Source organism: Streptomyces sindenensis, assembly GCF_014649035.1.
Classification (GTDB): Bacteria; Actinomycetota; Actinomycetes; order Streptomycetales; family Streptomycetaceae; genus Streptomyces; species Streptomyces sindenensis.
In genome coordinates this window covers 141892-158076 of the sequence record NZ_BMSG01000005.1, presented here as the reverse complement: position 1 = coordinate 158076, position 16185 = coordinate 141892, and the positions used below count along the sequence as shown (strand labels likewise).

At 71.7% G+C, this 16185-nt stretch carries 18 protein-coding genes; 4 read left to right on the top strand and 14 right to left on the bottom strand.

Translation table 11 applies throughout. The annotated features are described in order from the left end of the window. Window positions 1–242: 242 nt before the first annotated feature. Together IE145_RS08980 and IE145_RS08975 are read left to right on the top strand one after the other, a co-directional pair. Complete coding sequence (locus tag IE145_RS08980; RefSeq protein WP_189520377.1) at window positions 243–1445, top strand: S8 family peptidase; 1203 nt, start codon at window positions 243–245, stop codon at window positions 1443–1445. 238 nt (window positions 1446–1683) lie between these two features. Further along, complete coding sequence (locus IE145_RS08975) at window positions 1684–2232, top strand: DUF1697 domain-containing protein (RefSeq protein ID WP_189520375.1); 549 nt, start codon at window positions 1684–1686, stop codon at window positions 2230–2232. A gap of 107 nt (window positions 2233–2339) precedes the next feature. On the opposite strand, the gene IE145_RS08970 is transcribed toward IE145_RS08975, so the two are convergent. Beyond that, window positions 2340–2816 carry a hypothetical protein gene (locus tag IE145_RS08970; protein WP_229825437.1) on the bottom strand — a complete coding sequence of 159 codons (477 nt, stop codon included), beginning with the start codon at window positions 2814–2816 and terminating at the stop codon, window positions 2340–2342. Between the two features lie 204 nt (window positions 2817–3020). Between IE145_RS08970 and IE145_RS08965 the strand changes: the two genes are divergently transcribed. Together IE145_RS08965 and IE145_RS08960 are read left to right on the top strand one after the other, a co-directional pair. Further along, window positions 3021–3659, top strand: coding sequence for a DsbA family protein (locus IE145_RS08965; protein ID WP_189520373.1), 639 nt, complete (start codon window positions 3021–3023; stop codon window positions 3657–3659). A gap of 52 nt (window positions 3660–3711) precedes the next feature. Further along, window positions 3712–4404: a hypothetical protein gene (locus tag IE145_RS08960; protein ID WP_189520367.1), complete on the top strand. Its 693-nt coding sequence runs from the start codon at window positions 3712–3714 to the stop codon at window positions 4402–4404. A 24-nt stretch (window positions 4405–4428) separates the two neighbouring features. Here IE145_RS08960 and IE145_RS08955 read toward each other — a convergent pair whose 3' ends face one another. The 13 genes from IE145_RS08955 to IE145_RS08900 all read right to left on the bottom strand — a co-directional run bounded on the left by IE145_RS08955 (window position 4429) and on the right by IE145_RS08900 (window position 16070). Next, a complete protein-coding gene (locus IE145_RS08955; protein WP_189520366.1) occupies window positions 4429–5181 on the bottom strand; it encodes a sirohydrochlorin chelatase in 753 nt (250 codons plus the stop codon). A gap of 8 nt (window positions 5182–5189) precedes the next feature. After that, complete coding sequence (locus tag IE145_RS08950) at window positions 5190–6119, bottom strand: ABC transporter permease (RefSeq protein WP_189520365.1); 930 nt, start codon at window positions 6117–6119, stop codon at window positions 5190–5192. After that, window positions 6106–6897: an ABC transporter ATP-binding protein gene (locus tag IE145_RS08945; protein WP_189520363.1), complete on the bottom strand. Its 792-nt coding sequence runs from the start codon at window positions 6895–6897 to the stop codon at window positions 6106–6108. The genes IE145_RS08950 and IE145_RS08945 overlap by 14 nt, the downstream gene beginning before the upstream one ends. A gap of 47 nt (window positions 6898–6944) precedes the next feature. Next, window positions 6945–8057 carry an aliphatic sulfonate ABC transporter substrate-binding protein gene (locus IE145_RS08940; protein ID WP_189520362.1) on the bottom strand — a complete coding sequence of 371 codons (1113 nt, stop codon included), beginning with the start codon at window positions 8055–8057 and terminating at the stop codon, window positions 6945–6947. 230 nt (window positions 8058–8287) lie between these two features. Next, complete coding sequence (locus IE145_RS08935; RefSeq protein WP_189520361.1) at window positions 8288–9625, bottom strand: sulfate adenylyltransferase subunit 1; 1338 nt, start codon at window positions 9623–9625, stop codon at window positions 8288–8290. Then, window positions 9626–10564 carry a sulfate adenylyltransferase subunit CysD gene (gene cysD, locus IE145_RS08930; protein ID WP_189520360.1) on the bottom strand — a complete coding sequence of 313 codons (939 nt, stop codon included), beginning with the start codon at window positions 10562–10564 and terminating at the stop codon, window positions 9626–9628. It abuts the gene before it with no gap. After that, window positions 10561–11130 (bottom strand): adenylyl-sulfate kinase, encoded by a 570-nt coding sequence (cysC, locus tag IE145_RS08925; RefSeq protein ID WP_073823014.1) that lies wholly within the window; start codon window positions 11128–11130, stop codon window positions 10561–10563. The genes cysD and cysC overlap by 4 nt, the downstream gene beginning before the upstream one ends. Further along, window positions 11130–11846, bottom strand: coding sequence for a phosphoadenylyl-sulfate reductase (locus IE145_RS08920; protein WP_189520359.1), 717 nt, complete (start codon window positions 11844–11846; stop codon window positions 11130–11132). The genes cysC and IE145_RS08920 overlap by 1 nt, the downstream gene beginning before the upstream one ends. Beyond that, window positions 11843–12022 carry a hypothetical protein gene (locus IE145_RS08915; protein WP_010059284.1) on the bottom strand — a complete coding sequence of 60 codons (180 nt, stop codon included), beginning with the start codon at window positions 12020–12022 and terminating at the stop codon, window positions 11843–11845. The genes IE145_RS08920 and IE145_RS08915 overlap by 4 nt, the downstream gene beginning before the upstream one ends. Further along, window positions 12019–13716, bottom strand: coding sequence for a nitrite/sulfite reductase (locus IE145_RS08910; RefSeq protein ID WP_189520358.1), 1698 nt, complete (start codon window positions 13714–13716; stop codon window positions 12019–12021). Before IE145_RS08910 ends, IE145_RS08915 begins: the two co-directional genes overlap by 4 nt. A 114-nt stretch (window positions 13717–13830) precedes the next feature. Further along, window positions 13831–13914 carry a putative leader peptide gene (locus tag IE145_RS33920; RefSeq protein ID WP_309474722.1) on the bottom strand — a complete coding sequence of 28 codons (84 nt, stop codon included), beginning with the start codon at window positions 13912–13914 and terminating at the stop codon, window positions 13831–13833. Window positions 13915–14127: 213 nt separating this feature from the next. Then, on the bottom strand, window positions 14128–14724 hold the full coding sequence (locus IE145_RS08905) for a GNAT family N-acetyltransferase (RefSeq protein ID WP_189520357.1): 597 nt from the start codon (window positions 14722–14724) through the stop codon (window positions 14128–14130). A gap of 47 nt (window positions 14725–14771) precedes the next feature. Further along, window positions 14772–16070 (bottom strand): GAF domain-containing protein, encoded by a 1299-nt coding sequence (locus tag IE145_RS08900; protein WP_189520356.1) that lies wholly within the window; start codon window positions 16068–16070, stop codon window positions 14772–14774. Window positions 16071–16185 lie beyond the last annotated feature (115 nt).

The window sequence follows — 16185 nt, the reverse complement described above, 5'->3', positions numbered from 1 at the left end:
GTGGCCCCCTCGGGGTGGTCGCGGAGCCGCCGATCCGGTCGAGGTAACCGTGCGGCGGGCCGTGGCGGCCGTTGTGACCAGCCCTGGCCGATTCCTTATTACGAAACCTTGTTGAGCAAGTCACACCGCCATGAGGGTCTTGATCTGCGCTCGTCAATCGGTCAGGGTTTCGAGCCAGCCCCCGGAGATCTTCCGGCCGAGGGCCAATCCCCCCACAAAGAATGACGAGGAGAACCCTCTTCATGGCCAAGCACCAGCGCACCCGTCGCACCAAGCTCACCGCCGCGATCACCGCCGTGGCGGCCGCCGCCGGAGTCACCCTTCTCGGAACCTCGTTCGCGGGAGCCGCACCGGCCCCCATGGGCACGGTCTACGGCACGGACGCCGCGACCGCGGTCTCCGGCAGCTACATCGTCATGCTGGACGAGAAGAAGGCCGACAAGTCCGAGCTCGCCAAGGAGTACGGCGGCAAGCTCAAGCGCGACTACAACTCCAGCATCAACGGCTTCTCCGCCAGCGGCCTTTCGGAGACCGAGGCCAAGCGCCTCGCCGCCGACCCGGCCGTGGCCAAGGTGGTGCAGAACAAGAAGTTCAGCATCGACGCCACCCAGGACAACCCGCCGTCGTGGGGTCTGGACCGGATCGACCAGGCCGAGACCGCGGGCGACAACGCCTACACCTACCCGGACGCCGGCGGCGAGGGCGTCACCGCGTACGTCATCGACACCGGTGTCCGCGTCACCCACGAGGACTTCGAGGGCCGCGCCACCTCCGGCTTCGACGCCGTCGACAACGACGACGACGCCGACGACGGCAACGGGCACGGCACCCACGTGGCGGGCACCATAGCCGGGGCCGCGCACGGCGTCGCCAAGAAGGCGAACATCGTGGCCGTCCGCGTCCTCGACGACAACGGCTCGGGCACCACCGAGCAGGTCATCGCCGGGATCGACTGGGTCGCCGCCAACGCCAAGGGCCCGTCCGTCGCCAACATGAGCCTCGGCGGCGGGGCCGACCCGGCCCTCGACGAGGCGGTCCAGAAGGCCATCGCCGCGGGCATCACCTTCGGCGTGGCCGCCGGCAACGAGTCCAGCGACGCCGGCCAGGGCTCGCCCGCCCGTGTCCCCGAGGCGATCACCGTCGCCTCCTCCACGGACGCCGACGAGCAGTCCTCGTTCTCCAACTACGGCTCCATCGTGGACATCTACGCCCCGGGCTCGGACATCACGTCCACCTGGAACGACAGCGACAGCGGCACCAACACCATCTCGGGTACGTCCATGGCCACCCCGCACGTCGTCGGCGCGGCCGCCGTCTACCTGGCGGGCCACCAGGACGCCACCCCGGAGGCCGTCGCCACGGCGCTCACCGAGGGAGCCACCCCGGACGCCATCAGCAACGCCACCGAGGGCACGCCGAACCTGCTCCTCAAGGTCGTCGAGTAGGACCCGGTCAGCAGCTCGGTCAGTACCCCGGTTCCGACCGGACGCCGGGCGGCGGTGGACACGTACCCCGCCGCCCGGCCACCGTCACACAGCAGCCGCCGCGCTCGCCCCCACGGGGCGCGGCGGCTGCGGCGTGTCCGGGTATCGCTCTAGGACCTGTCGTCAAACTGCCGTCTGCCGCGCGGCCGCCCTCCGGGCGACGACGGCAGTGTGACGACAGGACCTAGGGTGGGTGGCCATGACGACGACGTACGCGGCGCTGCTGCGCGGGATCAACGTGGGCGGCAGCAGAAAAGTCCCGATGGCCGAACTGCGCGATGTGCTCGCCGGACTGGGCCACACCGGCATCGCCACCCACCTGCAGAGCGGCAACGCCGTCTTCCGCAGCGAGAGCGAGGACGCCGACGCCGTCGCCGCGGCCCTGGAGCAGGCCCTGCGGACGCGGTTCGGGTTCGCCGTCGACTGCCTCGTCCGCGACGCCACGTATCTCGCGGCAGTCGCCGACGCCTGCCCCTTCCCCGCCGCCGAACTGGAGGGCAAGCAGCTCCACGTCACCTACTTCGACCGGCCCGTGGACGCGAGCCGCTTCGCGGACCTGGACGCGGAAGCGTTCCTGCCGGAGGAGTTCCGGCTCGGTGACCGCTGTATGTACCTGTACGCCCCCGACGGCCTCGGCCGCTCCAAGCTGGCCGTCGCGCTGGGCCGTCCCCGCCATGTCAAAGGCCTCGTCGCCACCTCCCGCAACTGGAACACCGTGGCGAAACTGGTGGAGCTGACCCGGGACTGAGCCGTCGCCCCCGCGCTCCCGGAGCCGGAGCCCGAGGAGCCCGCCGAGACCCTCGGCTGACGGGCCGCCGCACGTACCGGCCGTACGGCGGCCCGTCCCGTACGGGCTCAGATGCCCGCGGACGCCATCTCGATGGCGGAGCGGTAGTTGGCGGCCGTCACGACCACACAGGCGCGGTAGGTGCGGTTGTCCTTCACCACGAGGAAGTAGTCGCGCAGGTTCTTCCAGTACTGGACGAGATAGCCGAGGCCCGGCACGAAGCCCGGCGGCCGGGGCACCAGCGCGAACGCCTCGGAGCACCGCAGGATCTGGTCGGTGGCCTGCGAGAGTACGTCGGCGACCTCGGCGTTCATGTTCCAGCCGGCGGCCAGCTGAGGCGTCCAGATGGCGCCCGCGATCTCCCTCAGACGCTCCTGCTCCTCGGGCGTCGGGTCGGCCTGGAGCCGGAACGCCCCGGCGACCGGCGGTGCGCCGGTGTGCCCGCCGCCGGCGGCCAGGGCCGGTGCCGCCGCCCCGGCCGTGAGCATCGCCCCGGACAGTGCCAGTGCTAACGCCGGAATCGTCGTGGACCTGCGTCTTCTCATGATGGTTCCCCTCCCGGTCGCCCGCCGTGCCGACGGGGCCTCGCGCGGCCGTTCCGCGCGAACCGACGCTGACATGCGGCCCGTTGCCCGTCAACGGGGCCTGTTCGGCCGTTCCCCGCCCCCGACGGCGTACGGAAATGGCCCACCGCATCAGCCACGGATTGGCCCGGGGGTGCGCGCCACTCGCTGCCTAGGGTGGGACGCATGAGCACACAGCGCCCCGCCACCGGTCCCGCCGCCCGCACCACCGTCGACCTCTTCTTCGACCCCGCCTGCCCGTTCGCCTGGATCACCTCCCGCTGGATGCTGGAGGTGGAGCGCCACCGGGACATCGCGCTGAGCTTCCGCCCGATGAGCCTCTACCTGCACAACGAGGGCAACGAACTGCCCGACTGGTACCGCGAACTCGTCGACAAGTCGATCGGCCCGGTCCGGGTGGCCGTCGCCGCTGCCGGCGCCCACGGCGACGGAGTCCTGCGCGACCTCTACACGGCGCTCGGCACCCGCATTCACCAGCACAAGGAGGAGGACTTCGACGCGGTGATCGCCGCCTCCCTGGCCGAAGCCGCTCTGCCCGCCGCCCTGGCGGAAGCGGCCCACTCCACGGCGTACGACGACGAGGTCGCCCGCCACCACGAAGCGGGCAAGGACCCGGGGCAGGGCGCGTACGTGGGCACGCCGACGATCCACGTCGACGGCACGGTCTGGTTCGGTCCGGTCCTCAACGCGATCCCGCGCGGTGAGGAGGCGGCCGAACTCTTCGACAGCTTCCGGGTCCTCGCCGGCCACCCGGGCTTCTTCGAACTCAAGCGCGCCCGGTCCGGCGGCCTGTCCTACGACTGAGCCGACGGGGCCGCCGGTGGGCCCCCGCCGGTCCGTCCTTAGGATCGTGGACATGGCGACGGGGGCGGGACTGTGGGACGCGGGGCTGCTGGCCCGGTACGGGCCGGGGACCCCGCTCGTGCGGAGGGTGCGCGGCTACCGCCCGAATCGGCGGGGGCGCATCAAGCTGGCGCGCTGGGCGCGGATCGGCTGCGTCCGGGTGGCGGCCGTGACCTTCGTCGTCCTCGCCCTGGCGGTCACTCTGGACCCGCCCTCCGGCTCGGACGCCACCGAACGGGGCCTGGTGGGGGCTTTGGCCCTCGTGACCGCGTCCGTCATCTGGCGGTTCTCCCTCGTCAGGGTGGTGCTGGGTTCCGGTGAGATCGTCCGCCACAGCGTGTGGCGACACACCGTCGTGCCCTGCTCCGCCGTGAAGCGGTTCATCCATCCCGAGGGCCGTTCACCGCTCGCCCTGGAGACCCACGCGGGGGAGAGGATCGACTTCGTGTGGCTCGGCGGTTCTCTGTGGGACCTGTTCTACGACTTCTCCAGCGTCTGCGCCCACGCCATGGAAGCCCATGTCCGCATGGCCCGGTCGAAGCCGCCCCGAGCGCGTTCGGCCCGGTCGGGCTCGCCCCGGTCGCGTACGGCGTCCCCGCGCTACGCGCCGGTGGAGCGGCGGTTCACCTGGTCGGTGGGCGCGGACACCATGGCCCTCGGGGCCGTCGTCTGCGCGATCGCCGGGCTGACCGGACCGACCGGCTGAGAGCCGCCCCGCTCTCCTTGGCCCTCACGCCGACAGCGACGCCCCCACCGGCACCCGCGCCTCGTCGAACCGGTTCAGCAGCAGCCGCGCCAACTCCGGTGCGGGGCCCAGTACATCGGCCAGGACGTCCGCACCGGCCGCTTCCGCGCCCGCCGCGATGCGGTCGGGGAGCCGGCCGGGGGCGATGACGTACGGGGCCACCGCCACCCGGTCCACGCCCTCGGCGCGCAGGGCCCGTACCGCGTCCTCGGTACGGGGAAGGAGTGCGGAGGCGAACGCAGGCCGCACGGCGCACCAACCGGTGTGCCGCAGCTCCCGCGCGATTTCAGCGATCACTGCGATCGCCTCCGGGTCTGTGGATCCCGCCGAGGCCAGGACGAGCCCGGTCCGGGGGAGGTCGCCGGGACGGACCCCGGCCTCCCGCAGCCGCCGCCCCAGGGTGGCGTTGAGCAGCGGGGACGGGCCGAGGACGTCGGCCTGCCGGATGCGCAGCCCGGGCAGCCGGGCGCGGGACTCGCGCAGGACCGAGGGGATGTCGGCCTTGGCGTGGAACGCCCGGGTCAGCAGGAGCGGGAGGGCGACGACCTCGCCCGCCCCCTGCGCCGCGAGGCGCTCCAGCACCCGGGGCACGGACGGGGCGTTGAACTCCAGGAACGCCGTCTCCACCCGCAGTCCCGGCCGCTCGGCGCGGACCCGCTCGGTGAGCGCGTGCACGGTCGCGGCGTGCCGCGGGTCGCGGCTGCCGTGGGCGATGACGAGGAGAGTGGGATGCGTCATGGGAGGGCTCAGTTCTTGACGAGGAGACCGCGGCTGCGCAGCACCCACCGCTCCAGCGGACTGAAGATGAGCAGGTCGATGGCGATACCGACGAACAGGATGAGCAGGATCGACAGGAAGATCCCGGGCATGTCGAAGTTGCTGCGGCCGTTCTCCAGCAACTGACCCAGTCCAAGACCCAGTTCGGGCGACGAGGCGATGATCTCGGCGGCCATCAGCGAGCGCCAGGAGAACGCCCAGCCCTGCTTGAGGCCCGCCAGATAGCCGGGCAGCGCCGCCGGGAGCACGATGTGCCAGGTGCCGCGCAGCCCGGTCGCCCCCAGCGTGCGGCCCGCCCGGAGGAACAGCGGCGGCACCTGGTCGACGCCGGAGACCAGACCGTTGGCGATCGAGGGCACCGCGCCCAGCAGGATCACCGCGAACATCATCTGGTCGTTCAGCCCGAGCCAGATCACCGCCGGGGCCACCCACGCCACCGAGGGCAGCGACTGGAGCCCGGACAGGATCGGGCCGATCGCGGCCCGGACCAGCTTCACCCGGGCGACCAGCAGCCCCAGCGGCGTACCGATGGCGACCGCGAGCAGGAAGCCGAGCAGACCGCGCGAGACGCTGGTCCAGACGACGTCCAGCAGCGTGCCCGCCAGCCACATCTCCCGCGCGCTGTCCCACACCGCGGACGGCGGCGGCAGCTTGTAGGCCTCCGTCACCTGGGCGCGGACCAGCAGCTCCCAGACCACCAGGACCAGCGCCACCGCGACGAACGGCGGCAGCACCTTCCGCAGGAGGACCTCGCGCACCGGGGTGCGGCGGATCTGCACGGCTTCGAGCGCGTCGAGACCGGCCTCCAGACCCGCCAGGTCGTCCGGCTTCCTGCCGACCGGTCCGGCGGCCGTCCCGTCCGGCCGTTTACGGTCGGACGTGATGTCAGTGCTGGCCATGTCGGCGGATCTCCCCACGCAGTTCTTCGGTGATCTCGACGGACAGCTCCGCCACGGCGGTGTCCTCGATGCGGCGCGGCTGCTCGATGCCGACCGTCCACTCCCGGGCGATCCGGCCCGGCCGGGACGACAGCAGCACGACGCGCTGGGCGAGCCGTACGGCCTCGCGCACGTTGTGGGTGACGAAGAGGACCGAGGCGTTCGTCTCCGCCCAGATCCGGGTCAGCTCGTCGTGCAGCACATCGCGGGTGATGGCGTCCAGCGCCGCGAACGGCTCGTCCATCAGCAGCAGTTGGCTGTCCTGCGCGAGCGCCCGGGCCATCGCGACGCGCTGGCGCATACCGCCGGACAGCTCGTGCACCCGTTTGCCGTACGCCCCGCCGAGCCGGACCAGTTCGAGCAGCCGCTCCGCCTCGGTGCGGCGCTCCGACTTCGGTACTCCGCGCAGCCGCAGGGCCAGTTCGATGTTCTTGCCCGCCGTCAGCCACGGGAAGAGGGCGTGCTCCTGGAACATCAGGGCCGGCCGCCCGCCGGGGGTCTCGATGGACCCCTTCGACGGGCGGTCGAGTCCGGCCACCAGATTGAGCAGCGTCGACTTTCCGCACCCGGACGCGCCCAGGAGGGTGACGAACTCACCCGGAGCGACATCGAGGGTGATGTCGTCCAGCACGAGCTGCTGCCCCGTGGGTCCGGCGAACGACTTCGAGACGTGCGCGAGACGGGCCGCGTGCTCGACCGTCGTACGGTCCTCGGCCTTGGTGAGGGTAGGGGTCGCCATGGTCGTCACCTCCTGGGAATCCTTACGTCCTGCTGCGGATGGGCGGGCTACTTGACGCCGAGACCGGCGTCGGCGACCTCGGGCAGACCCTCGGCCTTGAGAATCTTGTTCAGCGGACCCAGGTCGTAGATGCCCTGGAGGTCCGGCTCCTTGAGCAGACCGGACTCGACCGCGTGCCCGGCCTGCGTCCTGAGCGTCCGGGCCAGCGGGTCATCGGTGAACTCGATGGACTCCCACGCCGGGTCGAGGATCTCCTCGGGAAGCGGCTTGCCGCTCAGCTTCTCCAGCGCCCTGTTGGCGGACGCCTTGGCCTCGTCCGGATTGGCGTTGATCCACTTGTTGGTGGCGACCGAACCCTTCAGCACCGCCTCGACGACGTCCGGGTGCTCGTCCAGGAACTTCTGCGACACGATGATGTTCGTGATCACGAACTTCTTGTCCGGCCACAGGTCCGTCTCGTCCAGCAGCACCTTCGCGCCCTCGGAGACCAGCCGGGAGGCGGTCGGCTCGGGCACCCACGCGCCGTCCAGGTCACCGGCCCTGTAGGCGCCCGGGGTCACCTTGTTGTCCGAGCGGACCACCGAGACGTCGCCCTTGCCGCTCTGGGCGTCGACCTTCCAGCCCTTCTCGGAGATCCAGTTGAGGAAGGCCACGTCCTGGGTGTTGCCGAGCTGCGGGGTGGCGATCTTCTTGCCCTTGAGGTCGTCCAGGGTCGTGATCCTGTCCGGGTTGACGACGAGCTTCACCCCGCCCGAGGCCGAACCGGCGATGATCCGCAGCCCCTTGCCCTGGGACTTGCTGTACCCGTTGATGGACGGGGAGGGGCCGATGAACCCGATGTCGATGGAGCCGGCGTTCAGCGCCTCGATCTCGGACGGGCCCGCGTTGAAGGTCGTCGACTCGACCTCGGTGCCGCCCAGTTCCTTCTGGATGGTGCCTTCGTGGATACCGACCAGGGCGGTGGCGTGCGTGAGGTTCGGGAAGTACCCGATCTTCACGGTGTCCGAGGAGAGCTTCGCCCCCTTGGCGGAGACGTTCGGCTCGGCGTCGGCGTCCTTCGCCTGGGAGCCGTAGCCGCAGGCGGTGGCCGCCAGCGCGAGCAGCGGCAGGGCGGCTACGGCGGCGAGACCGCGGCGAACGGTGGCACGGGGGGCAGGCACGGGAGGCTTTCCTCTCGTCGGCCCGGTACCGCGCCCCGCTGTCTGGTCAGGGGGGCGCGGCCGGGAGGTCGGCAGATCTGCGGCGGTACGGGCGCGCAGGATGCGGTGCGCGCGAGCGGTGCGCGTACGTCACCACGCACATCGGCCGACCCCGCCCTGGCCGCTGCCCCGGGTGCCGCTGCCCACCCGGCCGCCCTCCTTCGCGAAGGAGGAGAAGAAGTCGGTGGCCATCAGAAGTCCCACTCGGCGTCGTCGTCGGCCGCCACGACGGCTTCGGCGGCGGCCCCGGCGAACGCGGCGCCCGCCATGCCGGCGCTCAGCGTCGTCCCGTCCGCCGGGTCGATCAGCAGGAACGAGCCGGTGCGCCGGGAGTCCTCGTACGGGTCGAGCGCGAGCGGCTCGGCGGTGCGCACGACGACCCGCCCGATGTCGTTGGCGACCAGCTGTCCGGGGGCCGGGTGCTGGGAGAGGTCGTCCAGGGTGAGCCGGGACGGGATGTCCTTGACGATCGCCTTGACGGTGCGGGTGGTGTGCTTGAGCAGCACCCGCTGGCCCACCGAGAGCGGCTGGTCCGCCACATGGCAGACGGTCGCCTCGACGTCCTGGGTGACCGGCGGGGCGTCGTCGGCGGGAGCGATCAGATCGCCGCGCGAGATGTCGATGTCGTCGGCCAGCCGGAGCGTCACCGACTGCGGCGCCCAGGCGATGTCGACGCTCTCGCCGAGCGCGTCGATGCCGGTGATCGTCGTCGTACGCCCCGAGGGAAGCACGGAGACGGACTCGCCGACGCGGAACACCCCGGCCGCGATCTGACCGGCGTACCCCCGGTAGTCGGGGTGCTCGGCGGACTGCGGGCGGATCACGTACTGCACGGGGAAACGCGCGTGGCAGGCGGTGAGGTCATGGCTGACCGGCACCGTCTCCAGGTGCTCCAGGACGGTCGGCCCGCCGTACCAGTCCATGTGCGCGGACGGCTCCACCACATTGTCCCCGGCCAGCGCCGAGATCGGGATCGCGGTGATCTCCGGGACGCCGAGGGACGCGGCGTACGCGGTGAACTCCTCCGCTATCGAGGCGAACACGGGCTCCGCGTAGTCGACCAGGTCCATCTTGTTGACCGCCAGCACCACGTGCGGGACGCGCAGCAGCGCGGCGACGGCGGCGTGCCGGCGGGTCTGCTCGACGACCCCGTTGCGGGCGTCGACCAGCACCACCGCCAGCTCGGCCGTGGACGCGCCGGTCACCATGTTCCGGGTGTACTGCACATGGCCGGGCGTGTCGGCGAGGATGAACCGCCGCCGGGTGGTGGCGAAGTAGCGGTAGGCGACATCGATGGTGATGCCCTGCTCCCGCTCGGCGCGCAGCCCGTCGGTCAGCAGCGCCAGGTCCGGCGCCTCCTGCCCGCGATTCAGCGACGCCTGCTCGACGGCCTCCAGCTGGTCGGTGAGGACCGACTTGGAGTCGTGCAGCAGCCGGCCCACCAGGGTGGACTTTCCGTCGTCGACGGACCCGGCGGTGGCGAAGCGCAGCAGGGTGGTGGCGCTCAACTGCTCAGCTGTGGTGGTCATTTAGAAGTACCCCTCGCGCTTGCGGTCTTCCATCGCGGCCTCGGACATCTTGTCGTCGGCGCGGGTCGCGCCCCGCTCGGTGAGCCGGGAGGCGGCGATCTCGGTGATCACGGCGTCCAGCGTGGTGGCGTCGGAGTCGACGGCCCCGGTGCAGGACATGTCGCCGACCGTGCGGTAGCGCACGAGCCGGGTCTCGGTGGCCTCGTGCTCCTTCGGCCCGCCCCAGTGCCCCGCCGTCAGCCACATGCCGTTGCGGTTGAACACCTCGCGCTCATGGGCGAAGTAGATCTCCGGCAGCTCGATCCCCTCGCGCTCGATGTACTGCCAGACGTCCAGCTCGGTCCAGTTGGAGATCGGGAAGACCCGGACGTGCTCGCCGGGGGCGTGCCGGCCGTTGTACAGCTGCCACAGCTCGGGGCGCTGGCGGCGCGGGTCCCACTGGGAGAACTCGTCGCGGAGCGAGAAGACCCGCTCCTTGGCGCGCGCCTTCTCCTCGTCGCGCCGCCCGCCGCCGAACACCGCGTCGAAGCGGTGCCGCTGGATCGCCTCGGTCAGCGGCACGGTCTGGAGCGGGTTGCGGGTGCCGTCGGGGCGCTCGCGGAGCTTCCCGGCGTCGATGTACTCCTGCACGGAGGCGACGTGCAGCCGCAGCCCGTGCTTCGCGACCGTACGGTCGCGGTAGTCGAGGACCTCGGGGAAGTTGTGCCCGGTGTCCACGTGCAGCAGCGTGAACGGCACCGGCGCGGGCGCGAAGGCCTTGAGCGCCAGGTGCAGCATCACGATGGAGTCCTTGCCGCCGGAGAACAGGATCACCGGCCGCTCGAACTCGCCCGCCACCTCCCGGAAGATGTGGACCGCCTCGGACTCCAGGGAGTCCAGGTGGCTGAGCGCGTACGGGTTCGCGGTGTCCTCGGACACGGTGGTGGTGACGGCACTCACGCCAGGCCCCTCTCGGTGAGCAGCGCGTGGAGCGCCGCCGCTGACTCCTGCACGGTCTGCTGGTGCGACTCGATCCGCAGGTCGGGCGATTCGGGGGCCTCGTAGGGGTCGTCGACCCCGGTGAGCCCGCTGATCTCGCCGGCCGCCTGCTTGGCGTACAGCCCCTTCACATCGCGTACGGAGCACACCTCGACGGGGGTCGCGACGTGCACCTCCAGGTAGGTGGTGGACTCGGCGGCGTGCCGTTTGCGGACGGCCTCGCGGCTGTCGGCGAAGGGGGCGATGACGGGGACGAGCACCTTCACACCGTTGGCGGCGAGGAGTTCGGCGACGAAGCCGATCCGGGCCACGTTGGTGTGCCGGTCCTCGCGGGAGAAGCCGAGCCCCGCGGAGAGGAACTCCCGGATCTCGTCGCCGTCGAGCACCTCCACCTTGTGGCCCTCGGTACGCAGCCGGCCGGCCAGCTCGTACGCGATGGTGGTCTTGCCCGCGCTCGGCAGACCGGTCAGCCAGATCGTGGCCCCCGTCTCCGTCACGCTCATCGAAGTCTCCTGATCAGTCGTCATCAGCCGTGCAGCCCGCATTCCGTCTTGCCGCGCCCGGCCCAGCGGCCGGCCCGTGCGTCCTCGCCCTCCAGCACCCGCCGGGTGCAGGGCGCGCAGCCGACGGAGGCGTAACCGTCCATCAGCAGCGGGTTGGTGAGCACTCCGTGCTCGGCGACGTACGCGTCCACGTCGTCCTGGGTCCAGCGGGCGATGGGGGAGACCTTCACCTTGCGGCGCTTGGCGTCCCAGCCGACGACCGGGGTGTTCGCCCGGGTCGGCGACTCGTCGCGGCGCAGCCCCGTCGCCCACGCGGTGTACGCGGTCAGACCGTCCTCCAACGGCTTGACCTTGCGCAGCGCGCAGCACAGGTCGGGGTCCCGGTCGTGCAGCTTCTCGCCGTACTCCGCGTCCTGCTCGGCGACCGTCTGCCGGGGGGTGATCGTGATGACGTCGACGTCCATCACCGCGGCCACCGCGTCCCGGGTCCCGATGGTCTCCGGGAAGTGGTAGCCGGTGTCCAGGAAGACCACGTCCACGCCCGGCAGCACCCGCGACGCCAGGTGCGCGACCACGGCGTCCTCCATCGAGGAGGTGACGCAGAAGCGCGGCCCGAAGGTGTCGGTCGCCCACTTGAGGATCTCGGTGGCGGAGGCGTCCTCCAGCTCCCGTCCGGCCCGCTCGGCGAGCTCCCGGAGCTCCTCGTCGGTCAGCTCGCCGCTCAGCAGAGTGTCCGTCATATCGCGTCCCCTTCACCGTCGTTGCGCTGCACGCCCCGGGTCAGCAGCCCCAGGAACTTCAGCTGAAACGCACGGTTGCAGGAAGCACATTCCCAGGCGCCGTGACCGGTCTCGTTGGGGCGCAGGTCCTCGTCGCCGCAGTACGGGCAGTAGAACGGGGCGGCTCGTTCGCTCATGACAGCGACTCCGCACTGGCGCGCGCCGCCCAGGCCGCGAAGCGCTCGCCGTCCTCGCGCTCCTCCTGGAACCGGCCGAGCACCCGCTCGACGTAGTCCGGCAGTTCGGCCGAGGTGACCTTCAGGCCGCGGACCTTGCGGCCGAACCCGGCCTCCAGGCCCAGCGCTCCGCCCAGGTGCACCTGGTAGCCCTCGACCTGCTCGCCGTTCTCGTCCAGCATCAGCTGGCCCTTGAGACCGATGTCCGCGACCTGGATCCGGGCGCAGGCGTTCGGGCATCCGTTGATGTTGATGGTGATCGGGTGGTCGAACTCCGGGATGCGGCGCTCCAGTTCGTCGATCAGGGCGGCGCCGCGCGCCTTCGTCTCGACGATGGCCAGCTTGCAGAACTCGATGCCGGTGCAGGCCATCGTGCCGCGCCGGAACGGGGACGGCGTGACCTTCAGGTCCAGCGCCTCCAGGCCGGCGACCAGGGAGTCCACCTGCTCCTCGGCCACGTCCAGCACGATCATCTTCTGCTCGGCGGTGGTCCGCACCCGCCCGGAGCCGTGGGCGTCGGCCAGGTCGGCGATCTTGGTGAGCGTGGAGCCGTCGACCCGGCCCACCCGCGCGGCGAAGCCGACGTAGAAACGGCCGTCCTTCTGCCGGTGCACCCCGAGGTGGTCGCGCCAGGTCTGGGCGGGCTGCTCGGGCGCGGGGCCGTCGACCAGCTTCCGCTGGAGGTACTCGTCCTCCAGGATCTGCCGGAACTTCTCCGCGCCCCAGTCCGCGACGAGGAACTTCAGCCGGGCGCGGGTGCGCAGTCGCCGGTAGCCGTAGTCGCGGAAGATCCCGATGACGCCGCCGTACACGTCCGGCACCTCGTCCAGCGGCACCCAGGCGCCGAGCCGCACCCCGAGCTTGGGGTTGGTGGAGAGACCGCCGCCGACCCAGAGGTCGAAGCCGGGACCGTGCTCGGGGTGGTTCACGCCGACGAACGCGACGTCGTTGATCTCGTGCGCCACGTCGAGGTGCGGGGAGCCGGAGATCGCCGTCTTGAACTTGCGGGGCAGGTTGGAGAAGTCGGGGTTGCCGATGAACCGCCGCTGGATCTCGTCGATGGCGGGGGTGCCGTCGATGATCTCGTTCTCCGCGACGCCCGCGACGGGCGAGCCGAGGATCACGCGGGGCGTGTCACCGCAGGCCTCGGTGGTGGACAGGCCCACCTCTTCGAGCCGCCGCCAGATCTCCGGCACGTCCTCGATGCGGATCCAGTGGTACTGCACGTTCTGCCGGTCGGTGAGGTCGGCGGTCCCGCGTGCGAACTCCTGCGAGATCTCTCCGACCACCCGCAGCTGCCGCGTGGTCAGTCGGCCGCCGTCGATCCGGACCCGCAGCATGAAGTACTCGTCGTCCAGCTCCTCCGGCTCCAGCACGGCCGTCTTGCCGCCGTCGATGCCGGGCTTGCGCTGGGTGTACAGCCCCCACCAGCGCATCCGCCCGCGCAGGTCGTTCGGGTCGATGGAGTCGAAGCCGCGCTTGGAGTAGATCGTCTCAATACGTGTCCGTACGTTGAGACCGTCGTCGTCCTTCTTGAACTGCTCGTTCCCGTTGAGGGGGGTGTGGTGGCCCACGGCCCACTGACCCTCGCCACGGTGGCGTCCGGCCTTGCGGCGGGGCGTGGCGGTCGCAGGCTGTTCCGGGGTGGCGGCCATGACAATACGTCCTTCGGGACTGCGGGAGGGCGGCTCTGAGCAGCACACTCGCGCTGAGGCGCGGCGGTGCGCAGGCGGTTCAGAGGGAAGAGAAAAGCGGCGGTGCTGGGGCTCTCAGCTCACCGGACAGATGGCGCTGGACATGCGGCCGAGGTCGACGTGGCGTCGACTCACCAAGGCAATTCCAGTTCCAGACATGACGGAAGCGTGTCACGGGCATCTCGGGGCAGTCCACCAGTATCCGCTATGTGGACGGCTGAGTCTCGAAGAGTGGGACCGTGTGGCGCCCGTCACGGGCTGCGACATCGCCAATGGGGACAAATCGCCTGCGCAGGGCCCGAAGACCCGAAGAGGGGACGCGCAGAGGGGGCGGTGGCCACTCCACCGCCCCCTCTGCGGGAACACCGACGGTCAGGAGGCGTACGCCCCGGGCCACGGGCCGGGCGTCGCCACCTCCGGCTCCACCTCGGTCTTCGTGGCGAAGAGCCGGAAGCCGCGCCGCAGGTAGTTGTCCATCGCGTGCGGCCCGTCCTTGGAGCAGGTGTGCAGCCACACCCGCCGCGTCGCCGGCCGCTCCGGCCAGCGCTCCGCCAGGTCCCAGGCGCGCGCCACCCCGTACGACAGGAGGTGACCGCCGATCCGCCGCCCCCGGAACGCGGGGATCAGCCCGAAGTACATGATCTCGACCACGCCGTCGTCCTGCGGGTCCAGCTCGACGTACCCCGCGGGCGTCCCGTTCTCGTACGCCACCCACGTCTCCGCGCCGGGCCGCCGCAGGGCCTCCTCCCACTGGGCGTACGTCATGCCCAGCCGGTCGGTCCACCGGATGTCGCCGCCCACCGCCGTGTAGAGGAACCGGCTGAACTCCGGCAGCACCACCTCGGACCGCACGACGCGGACATCACCCTCCGGTGCGCGCGCCGGGCGGAGATCGGCGGGCGAGGTCTGCTCCAGGGACCAGACGGTCACCTCGGTGGTCGGCGCTGCGGGCTGCGGGATGTCGCTCATGACGGCCAGAAAACCATGGAGGCGCACAGCGGCGCACAGCGCCCCCCTCAGGTGGCCCGGGCCGCCGTGCGGGCTTCCGCCACCACCGGCGCCCGGGAGTGCGGCAGCAGATCCGCGCCGTGCTCCGGACGGATCACCTCCACCTCCACCCCGTCCCCGAAGCGGTACGGGCGGTGGGCCAGGACCTCCGCGAGATGGCGCCGCAGCCGGGAGATCTCGGCCCGGACCGTCACCGTCCGGGTCGCGTCCCCGAAGATGTCCCGCGCCAGCTCCGAGGCCGTCCGCCCCTGCCGGTGCACCGCCAGCGCGTACAGCAGCTCGGCGTGGCGCGGCGAGAGCCGCTGCTTCACGCTCCCCAGCGGCCCCGTCACATGCACGGCGAGCCCCCGGGGCCGGCTCAGGTCCAGCACCACCCGGCGCGGCGCCCCGGGCGCCGTCCCCGCCTCGTCCACCTGCACCAGCCAGCCGCCCGGCAGCGGCTCGACCCGGCACATGCCGAGCGAGGGCAGCCACACCGGACCCGGCCGCAGCGACTTCGGCAGCGGCAGCCGGTCCACCGGAGGCATACCGGTCACCGCCGCCAGCCGCCCGTGCGCGTCCACCGCCAGCGCCCGCCCGCCGATCCGGCACAGGATCGGCGCGGCCACCGCGCGCAGCCGCTCGATCTCCGCCAGGTGCCGGTTGCGGATCTCGCCCTCGGCGAGCCGCGCCACCGAGTCGACCAGGGCCAGCGTCGCCGGATGGAACGTGGACGCGGGCCCGCTGATGTCGACGATCCCGATCAGCTGCCCGTCGCGCGGATCCCGCACCGGGGCTGCCGCACAGGTCCAGCCGTGCAGCGCCCGGATGAAGTGCTCGGCGGAGTGCACCTGGATGGGGACCCGGGCGGCCAGCGCCGTCCCGATCGCGTTCGTCCCGGTCGCCGCCTCGGCCCAGGCCGCCCCTTCCTCCAGGCAGATGTCGTGGGCCCGGCGCAGCACCCCCGTGTTGCCCTGCCGCCACAGCACCCGGCCCTCGGTGTCGGTCACCACCATGATCTGCTGCGCGGCGTCCGCGATCGAGGCCAGCCCCGCCCGCAGCAACGGCATCAGCTCGCCGAGCGCCGTGCTGCGCCGCCGGTGCTCGATCTCGTCCGCCTCCAGCAGGTCGCTCTCCGGCGACTGGTCGGGATCGACACCGCTGCGCACCACCCGGTCCCAGGAGGCGTCGATCTCCGCCCGGGGCGCGACGCGGGACGGCTCGCCCGTCAGCCGGGCCTCCCGCGCCCGATGGAGCAACCGGGTGGCCTGGCGGCCCGCCCCCTGGCCCGTCACCCGCAGCACCCCCGCCGAACCTGTCTCCGTCATGGTCCCCGTTCCCCCCGAACGCTTCCCGGCCCCCGGCCCGGTACATCCTGCCGGTCACCCCGCCGGGCCACCGAGCAGTCCACACAATGGTTGCAACCCTTTGCAACTCTGGCGA